This is a genomic window from Luteibacter sp. P4_D7_3 (genome assembly GCF_056401735.1).
On record NZ_JBFUIT010000120.1, the window covers coordinates 1 to 11,139 of the forward strand.

At 65.4% G+C, this 11,139-nt stretch carries 14 protein-coding genes; 5 read left to right on the top strand and 9 right to left on the bottom strand.

Features of this window, described 5'->3' with window-relative positions; genetic code table 11:
• Positions 1-229: 229 nt before the first annotated feature.
• Complete coding sequence (locus AC1DSN_RS12085; RefSeq protein WP_213947294.1) at positions 230-562, bottom strand: high-potential iron-sulfur protein; 333 nt, start codon at positions 560-562, stop codon at positions 230-232.
• Positions 563-717: 155 nt separating this feature from the next.
• Here AC1DSN_RS12085 and AC1DSN_RS12090 point away from each other — a divergent pair, with 155 nt between their 5' ends.
• A complete protein-coding gene (locus AC1DSN_RS12090) occupies positions 718-1,362 on the top strand; it encodes a methylthioribulose 1-phosphate dehydratase (protein WP_063574316.1) in 645 nt (214 codons plus the stop codon).
• Positions 1,359-1,934, top strand: a complete 576-nt coding sequence (locus AC1DSN_RS12095) for a 1,2-dihydroxy-3-keto-5-methylthiopentene dioxygenase (protein WP_477294696.1) — start codon at positions 1,359-1,361, stop codon at positions 1,932-1,934. The genes AC1DSN_RS12090 and AC1DSN_RS12095 overlap by 4 nt, the downstream gene beginning before the upstream one ends.
• A 15-nt stretch (positions 1,935-1,949) precedes the next feature.
• Here AC1DSN_RS12095 and AC1DSN_RS12100 read toward each other — a convergent pair whose 3' ends face one another.
• On the bottom strand, positions 1,950-2,129 hold the full coding sequence (locus AC1DSN_RS12100; RefSeq protein WP_213947291.1) for a hypothetical protein: 180 nt from the start codon (positions 2,127-2,129) through the stop codon (positions 1,950-1,952).
• 315 nt (positions 2,130-2,444) lie between these two features.
• On the opposite strand from AC1DSN_RS12100, the gene mtnC reads away from it, so the two are divergent.
• Both mtnC and AC1DSN_RS12110 read left to right on the top strand, forming a co-directional pair.
• The gene (gene mtnC / locus AC1DSN_RS12105; RefSeq protein WP_213947290.1) at positions 2,445-3,128 is read left to right on the top strand and encodes an acireductone synthase; all 684 of its coding nucleotides are present in this window, start codon (positions 2,445-2,447) and stop codon (positions 3,126-3,128) included.
• The gene (locus AC1DSN_RS12110) at positions 3,112-4,161 is read left to right on the top strand and encodes a C13 family peptidase (RefSeq protein ID WP_477294693.1); all 1,050 of its coding nucleotides are present in this window, start codon (positions 3,112-3,114) and stop codon (positions 4,159-4,161) included. The genes mtnC and AC1DSN_RS12110 overlap by 17 nt, the downstream gene beginning before the upstream one ends.
• Positions 4,162-4,289: 128 nt before the next feature.
• On the opposite strand, the gene AC1DSN_RS12115 is transcribed toward AC1DSN_RS12110, so the two are convergent.
• From AC1DSN_RS12115 to AC1DSN_RS12125, 3 genes are read right to left on the bottom strand one after another with little or no spacing between them, the layout of a single operon-like run.
• A complete protein-coding gene (locus AC1DSN_RS12115; protein ID WP_063573726.1) occupies positions 4,290-5,093 on the bottom strand; it encodes an amidohydrolase in 804 nt (267 codons plus the stop codon).
• Positions 5,081-6,226, bottom strand: a complete 1,146-nt coding sequence (locus tag AC1DSN_RS12120; RefSeq protein ID WP_477330864.1) for a pyridoxal phosphate-dependent aminotransferase — start codon at positions 6,224-6,226, stop codon at positions 5,081-5,083. Before AC1DSN_RS12120 ends, AC1DSN_RS12115 begins: the two co-directional genes overlap by 13 nt.
• Before the next feature lie 9 nt (positions 6,227-6,235).
• The gene (locus AC1DSN_RS12125; protein WP_213947288.1) at positions 6,236-7,264 is read right to left on the bottom strand and encodes a LysR substrate-binding domain-containing protein; all 1,029 of its coding nucleotides are present in this window, start codon (positions 7,262-7,264) and stop codon (positions 6,236-6,238) included.
• Positions 7,265-7,385: 121 nt separating this feature from the next.
• Here AC1DSN_RS12125 and AC1DSN_RS12130 point away from each other — a divergent pair, with 121 nt between their 5' ends.
• Complete coding sequence (locus AC1DSN_RS12130; protein WP_063573818.1) at positions 7,386-7,973, top strand: FMN-dependent NADH-azoreductase; 588 nt, start codon at positions 7,386-7,388, stop codon at positions 7,971-7,973.
• 105 nt (positions 7,974-8,078) lie between these two features.
• Here AC1DSN_RS12130 and AC1DSN_RS12135 read toward each other — a convergent pair whose 3' ends face one another.
• The 4 genes from AC1DSN_RS12135 to AC1DSN_RS12150 form a co-directional block, all read right to left on the bottom strand.
• Positions 8,079-8,225 (bottom strand): hypothetical protein, encoded by a 147-nt coding sequence (locus AC1DSN_RS12135; RefSeq protein ID WP_157504460.1) that lies wholly within the window; start codon positions 8,223-8,225, stop codon positions 8,079-8,081.
• A gap of 23 nt (positions 8,226-8,248) precedes the next feature.
• Positions 8,249-8,407: a hypothetical protein gene (locus tag AC1DSN_RS12140; RefSeq protein WP_477330866.1), complete on the bottom strand. Its 159-nt coding sequence runs from the start codon at positions 8,405-8,407 to the stop codon at positions 8,249-8,251.
• A 57-nt stretch (positions 8,408-8,464) separates the two neighbouring features.
• Positions 8,465-9,277, bottom strand: coding sequence for a ribonuclease H-like domain-containing protein (locus tag AC1DSN_RS12145; RefSeq protein WP_477294687.1), 813 nt, complete (start codon positions 9,275-9,277; stop codon positions 8,465-8,467).
• Between the two features lie 137 nt (positions 9,278-9,414).
• The coding region (locus AC1DSN_RS12150) for a DEAD/DEAH box helicase (protein WP_477330868.1) at positions 9,415-11,139 on the bottom strand (1,725 nt) is incomplete at its 5' end.

An 11,139-nucleotide genomic window follows, 5' to 3' on the forward strand; every position in this document is an offset into this window, starting at 1 on the left:
GTATGATCCCGGTTCCGTGGGTAAATCACTTGGCAGTGGGCCCCGGATTGCCGCTCAGCGCGTCAGGCGAGTCAGCTCCTCGGCCTGGCGCGCCTGAGCTGCATTTTGTGTCTCACATGAATATTTCGAACAAAAAAGCCAGCCTGCGGGCTGGTTTTTTTTGGCTCTTTTCGCGTCTGCGGGGGCGGCTCGCGGCAAAACGCGAGGCCGAGGGCGAGCCCTCCCAGCCTCAGATCATGACAGCGTGGGAAATGCACCAGCCCTTGCTGGCAACGGCCTTGCCCGGGAAGAGCTGGCACGGGCCCCAAGCGGCAGCGGCCTTGCCCTGGTAGAAGTTGCAGTTCATGCAGGCGTCGCTGGCGGTCTTCTTGCCCTGGGCTTTGCTGCCGTCCTCGGTGTATTTCAGGGCGGCCGCCGTGGGGTCGGAGGGCGAAAGGTGAGGCAGGTCCTGGGCCCGGGCCAGGCGCGGCAGGGTGCCGAGCACGGTGGCTACGGCAACGCCGCCGGCAGCGACCTTGAGGAAACGCCGGCGCCCCTCATTATTCGTATCGTGTTCCGACATGGGTAAAACCTCCGTCGATGGTGATCCGGCCTGCATCTGGGCCGGTGCTGACCGAAATCGTACCCGTTCACGGAAAAAGGAGTGGTTCCCATTAGCGCGGGGACCGGTTTCCGGCCCGTGGTATATTCGCCCCCTGTTTGGACGTCCAAATCCCCATGCCGAAGACCCTTTCCCACGTCGATCCCGCCCTGCTGGCCGAGCGCGCCGATGCCATCGCCGACGCCGCACGCGAGTTGGCGGCTTTTGGCTGGACGCCCGCGACGAGCAGCAACTTCTCGATGCGCATCGACGACGAGCTGGCCGCGATCACCATCTCGGGACGCGACAAGGGACGCCTCGGCCGCGACGACATCATGGTGGTGGACATGGAAGGCAAGGCCGTCGGCTCGGACAACCGCCCTTCGGCCGAAACCGGGCTCCATACGCAGATCTATCGGCGTTTTCCTGAAGCTAACGCGGTGCTTCACACCCATTCGCGCACGCAGAGCGTCGCCTCGCGACTCTTTGCCGCGGAAGGCCGTGTCCGGCTGGAAGGATGGGAGCTGCAGAAGGCGATTTCCGGTTACACCACGCACGAAAGCGTGCTCGACATCCCCGTTTTCCCCAACACGCAGCAGATGCCCGAGCTGGAGGCCCAGGTGGACGCCTGGATCGACGGCGGYAAGCCGCTGTATGCCTATCTGATCAATGGCCACGGCATTTATACCTGGGGCCGCGACATGGCCGAAACACGCCGCCATCTCGAGGCCCTGGAATTCCTGCTGGGCTGCGAACTCGACCTGAGGAGGCTTTCCCCATGAGCCGTCTGCGTATCTACAACGACAACCAGCACGACACCCCGGTAGTGGTCCACACCGCGCACGCCGACATCGCTGCCGCCCTAGACGCGGTAGGTGTGCGCTTCGAACAGTGGGAGGCGACGCAGGACATCACCCCCGGCGCCACCCAGGACGAGGTCATCGCCGCCTATCGTGCGGACATCGACCGCCTGATGGCCGAGAACGGCTACCAGTCGGTAGATGTCATCAGCCTCAAGCCCGACAACCCGGACCGCGCCACCTTCCGTCAGAAGTTCCTGAACGAGCATACGCACAGCGAAGACGAAGTCCGCTTCTTCGTCGCCGGGGCCGGCCAGTTCACCCTGCATATCGACGGCCGCGTCCACGAAGTGCTCTGCGAAAAAGGCGACCTGATCGGCGTGCCCGACGGCACCCCGCACTGGTTCGACATGAGCGAATCGCCCTACTTCGTGGCTATTCGCCTGTTCACCAATACGGAAGGCTGGGTGGCAAGCTTCACCGGCGAGGACATCGCCGAGCGCTTCCCGCGCATGAGCCCGCACCCGTCCGCCAAGGCATCCACCGCCGCCTGAGTCGAATTTGCGTGCTCAGGCGCGCACCACCTCGTCAACCACCTCGCGGATCACGCGCGCGAGGTGGTGGGCGGCCTCAGGCGAGCCCGCACCGCGAACCAGCAGATGTATCCCCGTCGACGGCAAGGCCGGCAGGCCCCATGTCTCGCTGACCGGCTTCAGCGCGGGTGGCACGTGCAAGGCCGTTCGGGGCACGACCCCGAGTCCCGCCTCCGCCGCTGCCCACAGCGCCGATACGCTGCTGGCCACCCGCCGATGACACCCCTCGCGCTCGTTCGCGTATCGAACAGGACGGCTCGCTCGCCCAGGCCTCGCTGGACTTCGTGACCCGTCGTGGCGATGACGGCAGCGTCGGCTGGAAGGTTCTGCAACTGGTGAAGACCGCCGACGGATGGAAGATCGCCAGCGAGTTCTTCACGGTGCGGAGCCTGCGCTGAGGCTCGGGCATTTCGCCTCCACGTCGCGTCGTTTATCCTGCTGAATCTCCCCGCTCCGCAGGTAAGCCCTCTCATGTCCGACATCCGCGCCGTCCTCACCGACATCGAGGGCACCACCAGTTCAATCGACTTCGTCAAGGACGTACTCTTCCCGTACGCCCGCAAGCACCTGCCGGCCTACGTCGAAACACATACCGACGAAGCCGAGGTGCAGCACTGGCTTTCGGAAGCGGCGAAGGAAGCTAACATTGTCGAGGCCTCGCGCGGCGAGATCATCGACCTGCTGATCGGCTGGATCGACGAAGACCGCAAGTCCACCGCACTGAAGGCCCTGCAGGGTCTCATCTGGCGGGAAGGCTACGAGTCCGGTGTGTTTACCTCCCACATGTATCCCGAGGTGGCCGCGCGGTTGCGCGCCTGGCACGCCCAGGGCCTCAAGCTTTACGTGTATTCGTCGGGCTCGGTCGCCGCGCAGAAGCTGCTGTTCGGCTTTACCGAGATGGGCGACCTGACCCCGCTCTTCTCCGACTACTTCGACACCCAGACCGGACACAAGCGCGAGACCGATTCGTACCGGAAGATCGCCGAAGCCATCGGCCTGCCGCCCGGCCAGGTGCTGTTCCTCTCCGATATCAAGGAAGAGCTGGACGCTGCGCGTGAGGCAGGCATGCGGACCACCCAGTTGATCCGGCCGCCACAGGCGCTGACGGATGCCGGCCACCCTGCCGTGGCGGATTTCGATGCCATCACACCTTGATCCACGGCGGCGGACGCCGATTTATGTGCTGGGCGCCTTCGTCGCCGGCGTGCTGCTCACCGTCGGCGTGCTGCACCTGGGCCCTGCCCCTGTAACGGTGGTCCGCGAGCCTGTGGCGGCAACCTCGCCGGCGCTTGCCGCCACGGCGCCGCCCGAGGCCGCGCCCGCTGCCGCGACGAGCACGGCCACCGATGATGAATCGGTGGATGTCGACTCCGGCGACTGGCCGAACGATGCGCCGACGCCGGAACAGGTCTTTACCGCCCAGCCTGAGACCTTACGCAAGGCGGTAGCCGCCCTGGCTCCGCGCACGCCTGGCAAGACCAACATCTACGCCCTGGCTTTCGGCGGCGATGGCTCGGAAGACGTGTTCCGCAATGAGGCCGAGTACTTCGACACGCTGGTGAGCAAGCGTTTCGCCAGCCCGGGTCATACGCTGGTGCTGGAGAACAATCCGGCGACATTGACGACGCGGCCGCTCGCAAGCTGGACCAATCTCGAAGGTGCGATCGACGGCCTCGCGAAGGTCATGGACACGCGTGAGGACATCCTCGTCGTCTATCTCGCCACGCACGGTGGAAGCGATCACTCGCTCCTCGTCGACATGGATCCCATCCCGCTCGACCAGCTCGACGCCGATGGCGTCTCGGAAATCCTCTCGCGGCACGCCTTCCGCTGGAAGGTGGTCGTGGTCAACGCCTGCTATTCCGGCGGCTTCGTCCCGAAGCTGAGTGGACCGGGCACCCTGGTGCTGACCTCGGCACGCACCGACCGGACCTCGTTCGGCTGCGGCGTCGATTCGGACATCACGTATTTCGGCCGCGCGTGGCTCGTCGATGGTCTGAACACGACGCCGGACTTCGTCGAAGCGTTCGGCAAGGCGAAAACGGAAATCGCTGCGTGGGAGAAGAAGGGCGCGCTCGAGGCGTCCGAGCCACAGATCGCTATCGGCGAAGGGATCGAGGACAAGCTGGCAGCGTGGCGGAAGAGCCTGAAGCCGGGCGCAGCGGTTCCGTTTGAACCCGCGAAGTAGGAGCCGATTCATCGGCGAAYGGGTGCTYGCGRCAGCCTGGCCCGCTGCCGCGGGATCGCCGATGMATCGGCTCCTACGAAGAGCCGGTTATCCGGTTATCCGATTTATCCGGTTAACTGATTGGCCGGTCAGGCCGAGGTATCGAGGGCGAAGCGGTCGGCGTCCATCCACGCCGGGAAACGCTCGCGGTGTGCCTTGAGCGAAGCGGGGTCCAGGACCACGGTGATGACCTGCTCCTGCGCGCCCAGTTCCACCAGCGGCTCGCCGACCGTGTCGATCACGGCGCTATCGCCGGCGTAAGGCAGATCGTTGCCGTCCACGCCGACACGGTTCACGCCGATGACGTACGCGAGGTTCTCAATCGCGCGCGCCCGCAGCAAGGTCCGCCACGGATGGCGCCGTGCCGCCGGCCAGTTGGCCACGAACAGCGCCAGGTCGTAGTCCATGCCGCCGGCCGCTTCTTCGCGACGTCCGTTGCGCAGCCATACCGGAAAGCGCAGGTCGTAGCAGACCTGCGGCAGGATGCGCCAACCTTTCAGTTCCACGATGAGGCGCTCGTTACCGCCGCCGTAGCGTGTGTGCTCGCCCGCCATGCGGAACAGATGGCGCTTGTCGTAATACGCCAGCGAACCGTCAGGCGATGCCCACAGGAGCCGGTTGAAGACCGTATCGCCTTCGCGGATCACCAGGCTGCCGGTGAGCGTGGCGTTCACTTCGGTGGCCAAAGCGCGCATCCACGCCACACTGACGCCGTCCATCGTTTCGGCGTTGCCGAGCGTGTCGTTAGTGAAGCCGGAGAGGAAGGTCTCCGGAAGCACGATGAGGTCGCTGGGCGCTGCGCCGCGCACCAGCTTGCCGTAATAGTCGCGGTTGCCGGCGGCATCGTGCCAGCGCGTCGCGCCCTGGACGAGGGAAACGGTCAGAGTTTGCACAGCAGCTCCGCAGCGGCTTCCATGGTGGCGTCGTTCTTGGCGAAGCAGAGCCGGACCAGCCGCGTATCCGGCGCACTCTCGTAGAACGGGCTAAGGGGAATCGCGGCCACGCCGCCTTCGCGCACGAGCCATTCGCTGAAATTGATGTCATCGAGATCGCGGATGGCGCTGTAGTCGACCAGCTGGAAATAGCCGCCCGGAACATCGAGCAGTTTCAACCGCGACGGTGCGATCAGTTCACGGAAACGATCGCGCTTGGCCTGGTAGAACGCCGGCAGTTCGAGGTAATGCTCCGGCGTGGACTCGAGGAACTCGGCGAAGGCCCACTGCGCCGGACTGAACGTGCAGAAGGTCAGGTACTGGTGAACCTTGCGGAACTCGGCCGTCAACGCCTTGGGCGCAATCGCGTAGCCGACCTTCCAGCCCGTGCAGTGGTAGGTTTTGCCGAAGGACGAGACCACGATACTGCGCGTGGCCAGTTCCTCGTGGCGCAACACGCTCTGGTGTTCCGCACCGTCGAACACGATGTGTTCGTAGACTTCGTCGGACAACACGACGATGTTGGTGTCGCGCACGATGGACGCCAGCTCGTCAAGGTCGGCTCGCGAAAGCACCGCGCCCGACGGATTGTGCGGCGAGTTGATCAGGATCATGCGGGTTTTCGGCGTCACGGCCTCACGCACGCGTTGCCAGTCGATGCCGAACGCAGGCAGCGTCAGCGGGATATGCACCGCGGTCGCGCCCTGGAGTTCGATGGCCGGCTCGTAGCTGTCGTAGCAGGGGTCGAAAACGATGACCTCCTCCCCTGCCCTCACCACGGCGGCGATAGCGGAGAACAAGGCTTCCGTGGCACCCGAGGTGACCGTGACCTCGGTGTCCGGGCYGACCCGATGACCGTACAGGCGCTCGGTTTTCGCGGCGATCTGCTCGCGCAGCTTTGGAATGCCAATGCCGGGGGCGTACTGGTTCTTGCCCTCGGCCATCGCCCGCGTGATCGCTTCGCGCAGGGGCTCCGGCGGCTCGAAATCAGGAAAGCCCTGGCCCAGGTTGACCGCCTTGTGTTCCAGCGCGAGCTGGCTCATCACGCTGAAAATGGTCGTGCCGACCTTGGGAAGCTTGGTTTCGAGCTGCATCGAACATCCTTACTCGTTTGGATGGCCAAACGTGGCCGAAGGGCTCGATCCTAACATGCGCGCCATCTTGATCGCTCCTGCCTGGCTGGGATCGGCCGCCACCTTGTCGCAGTCCTTGTGGAACTCGGCCTGCGCCTTGGGCAGGCGATCGGCGAGGAAGTCGACGAAGCTGCGAATGGCCGGCAGCAGGCCACGGCGGCTCGGGTAGACGAAGTGCAGCGTCCCCTGGGCCGTGGTGTACTCGGGCAGCACCCATTCCAGCTCGCCGCTGGAAATCAACGGGCCACAGTAATCCTCGGGTAACAGCGCGACGCCACAGCACTGCACGGCAGCCGCGATCAGCATCGAGAAATCGCCACTGACCAGCCGCGGTTTGACCTCGACGGCGGCCTTCTTGCCGTTGGAGTCGACCAGCTCCCACACCTGCGCGCCTTCATGCTCGTACATGGACAAGGCCGGCAGCGCGGCCAGTTCGTCGAGGGTCTTCGGGCGACCGTTGCTGTCGAGGAACTTCGGGCTGGCCACCAGCAGGTTGCGCGCGAAGCCGATGCTGCGCAGGACCAGGGTGGCGTCCGTATCGAGCTTCTCGCGCACCCGGATCGCCACGTCGAAGGCTTCGCCGATAACGTCGACCCGGCGATTGGTCGCGGTCACGCGCACCTGCACCTTGGGGTGTTCGAGCAGGAAGGCCGGCAACATCGGACCGAGCACGTTCTGGGCGAGCGAGACAGGACAGCTCACGCGCACGATGCCCCTCGGCTCGGTGCGCAGCTCGTCCACGGCGTCCTGCGCCGCCCGTGCTTCTTCCAGAACGGCGCGGCAATGGGCGTAGAAGCGCTCGCCGATTTCGGTGACGACGAAACGACGCGTGGTCCGCTGGAGCAGCCGCACACCCAGCCGGTCCTCCAGCTGGGCGATGCGCTTGCTCAGGCGGGACTTCGGGATACCCAGGGCGCGCCCGGCGGCCGAGAAGCCCCCGTGCTCGACCACGGAGGCGAAGAAGTACAGATCGTTGAGGTCCTGCAGTGCGCCTTCCATCGGAATCCGTCGTTTCCAATTCGAAACAATGAGTCTACTCCAGGCGGGCTAATCAGGCGATTGTCGCCGGCGTATCGTTTCCTCCGTCCCGCATCCTGCGGTCTACGACTGAGGAACACCCATGAAACTCCTGCATCTCGATGCCAGCGCGCTTGGCGCCTATTCTGTTTCCCGCGGTCTGACGGCGGCCGTCGTGGCGGAGTTCGTGAAGAACCACCCGGGCGTCGACGTGACCTACCGTGACCTGCACGCCGCCCCGCTCGGCCATTGGGGCCTGCCGGCCGGTGAGAACGATCCGGCTGCCGCCGAGAACGCCGCAGTTCTCGAGGAATTCCTCGCCGCCGACGTCATCGTCATCGGTGCGCCGATGTACAACTTCGGCATTACGAGCTCGCTCAAGGCCTGGATCGATCGCATTGCCGTCGCCGGCAAGACCTTCCAGTACACCGCGGCCGGCCCCGAGGGCCTGGCAGGTGGCAAGCGCGTGATCATCGCGTCCTCGCGTGGCGGCGTTTACAGCCTCCCGGGTTCGCCAGCTGCTGGCATGGACTTCCAGGAGCCGTACCTGCGCGCGGTGTTCGCCTTCCTCGGTGTCACCGACATCGAGTTCGTCCGCGCCGAGGGTGTCGCCATGAGCGACGACCACAAGACGCAAGCGATCGGTGGCGCTATCGCTTCGATCGGTGGACTGCTGCGCAAGGCGGCCTGAGTCCGTTGTGGGAGCCGGCTATGCCGGCGATGGGGGTGCGGCACCTTGGCTATCGCCGCTGAAGCGGCTCCCACATTTGGCGGCTCCCACATTTGCCTGTCACCATCAGGAGCCCTGCTTGCCGGGCTTCTGGTTGGGATTATTCTGAGATTCCTTCGGATGGCCTTCGCCGGGCACCTTTGGCTTTCCCTGCGACGGCTTGAGATTCTCTTCGCGGTAGCCGGACGTCGGCTGTTTCTTTTCGTCGGTCATGTTGTACTCCTCGCGTATCGTCGTCAGCGCCGCTGTTGGCAGGCCGCATGGCCGCACTCGCAGGCACCACCCACGTTCTGGCTCTCGGCCGCCATGCGGCAACTTTCGCTGCAGAAGTCACGCGACACCGGGATCTGGCAGTTGCACCCGTCGTGATCGCAGGGTTTGGTCGCCTCGCTCATGCCTTCGCCTCCTTACCGCTTTCAACGGGATTCGAGCGAGCGTGCGCGGAACCGCGTCTATTTTTCGTTACCGTGCAGCGAACCTTCCTGCGCATGCCGTGCATCCAGCGCGGCCCAGCCGTGCGCCTCAACGAGCAGGCCGCTGAGGCTGCGCACGTCCTGCAGGTTATGTGCAGCGACGCGCACGAGATCGCCTGACGACCCGCCGAGAAGATACGTGAGCCATGCCCGCGGTGCTTCCGATCCCGGCAAATCGTCTTCGCGCACGATGCGCAGCAGGTTTCGTTCCGCCGTCTGCATCTTGCAGTTCTCCCACACCTGGCGGTATCGGCGGCGCACGGGGTGCAGCAGATCGACATGCGTCAGCCCGGCGAGTGGATTCGTCATGCGCGCGAGCCGATAACGCGTCGCGAGCAGTGGCGCGTCGTAGGATTTTCCGTTGTAACTGACCAGCACCGTGTCGGCGTCGATCCATTCGGCGAACGATCGCAACATGGCGCTCTCCGCCGCCATGGTGGTGATGTAGAGCTGGCGGACGCGCAAGCCGCCATCGTGCCAGTCGGCCGCACCGATCATGAAGGCGCGTGTGCCGGTGCCGCCGGCGAGCCCCGTGGTTTCGGTATCGAAATGCAGCACGTGTTCGCGGCGCGCGCTGGTGAGGCGAGCGAAAGTGAGATCGAGTTCGGACGGCGCATCGGGCCACGCGTAGCGCTGCTCGAGGTAGCGCAGGCCAGGGGCGATCTCTTCGCCGGGGACGTCACGGCTAAAGGTGCGTGGTGGCAGGCGCGGCTGGCCGAGGCGCTCGCGCACCCCCGCCATGCGGCGGAGCGCCGCCAGGTCGACGCCCGGCTTCTGTAGGAGCCGATTCATCGGCGATCCCTGCGGAGCGGGGCCGACACTGTTCGGACTGAGGCCGGGTTGGTTCGCCGATGAATCGGCTCCTACAGAAGCTGGAGATCGGCCGCCGGCCTGCTTACGGAGGGCGGCCAGTCTCGAGGCGAGGTCGCTCATGCGGCGGCTCCGAGCAGGCGTAGCACGCGCGCGGCGAGGGCGCGCGGCGTCTCCTCCCGGTTCTCATCAGCGGCCAGCACGGGGCCGACGCAGGCGGGGCAGCCCGCCTTGCATTCGCAGCCTTCGACCGTGGCCAGTGCATGCGTGACAAGCTCCGGCGCACGCCGGAACAACGGCTCGCTGAGGCCGACGCCCCCGGGAAAGTTGTCGTAGAGATAGACGGTGGGCAGGAAGCGCTCGAGCGCGTCCGCCAGGGCGAGCCCGCCATCCTGCGCACGAATCTGTCCACGACCCGCGGCATCCACCTGCGCCGACCAGCCGCCGTCGCCCGAACCCACCGCCTTCTGCAGGTCGCGCGGCTCGGCCATCACCGCCACCACGGCCGCCGTGTGTAGCGCATAGGCCGCACCGAGGAATCCGTCGAGCGCGTGCTGGCGCGAGCGAAACGCTTCGTCGAGTACCGTCTGCGGCAACTGCCACCAGACGGCGGTGGAATGGAGCTCCTGGTCGGGCAGGTTCACCGGTCCATAGCCGATGTTCTCGTGCGTGTAGTAACGAATCTTCTTGTAGCCGGACACGCGACGCACGACATGCACCTCGCCATGACGTGCACTGCCCTCGCCCGCCTTGCTACCGTCGAAACACTCAAGCTCTTTCAGTTTGGTGTAGTCGATGGCGTCCGTGTAGTAATCCACGCGGGTGCGCGTGCAGTACGCCTTGCGCCCGTCCCAATCGAGTTTTTCGACCTGGTAAGGCACCGACTGGATCATGTGGATCGCTCCCTCGTACAACGTCAGCGCCGCGGCCGAGTAGTCCACCTCGGCGATGATCGTCTGCCTGCCTTCCGTACGGTCGACGACGACAAAATTGCCATCGGCCACCGAACGAAGGCTCACGGCATTGGCCGGGTAGCTGTCGGCAATCCATTCCCAACGCTCGCCTTCCTGGTGCAGCACCTCCGCTTCGGCAAGTACCTGGAGATACGGCCCGGCATCATCGGGGCCGAACGCATCTCCCGCGACGAACGGCAGTTCGAAGGCGGCACAACGGATGTGGTCGAGCAGGATCAGCGGCTGATCGGGCTGGATGCGCGCCTGCTCCGGGGTCGCCTCGGTGAGGAAGGCCGGATGTCGCATCAGGTACTGGTCGAGCGGCGCACTGGTGGCGACCAGCACGCCGAGCGACGGCTGCTGGCGCCGTCCGGCGCGACCGAATCGCTGCCACGTGGCGGCGATCGAGCCCGGATACCCATTGAGCACGACCGCGTCGAGGCTGCCGATGTCGACGCCGAGCTCCAGCGCGGACGTGGACACGATGCCGTCGACGTTGCCCGCGCGCATCGCACGCTCCACCTCGCGCCGCTCGGTGGGCAGGTATCCGCCACGGTACGCGCGAATGCGCGCCGGCAGTCGCGTGTCGTGATCGAAGACATCCTTCAGGTATTTGGTGAGTACCTCGACCATCAGCCGCGACTGCGCGAACACCAGTGTCTTCATCTTCGCCTTGATCGCCACGCGGGCGATCAGGTTGGTCTGCGACCGTGCGGATGCGCGCAGACCGAGATCCGGGTTGATCACCGGCGGGTTCCACAAAAGGATGTGCTTGTCGCCGCTCGGCGCACCGCTGCGCGTGATGRTGACGACCTCGTCCTCGATCAGCGCCTGGGCATGTTCGGTAGCGTTGCCGATGGTGGCCGAGCACAGGATGAACTGTGGTTTCAC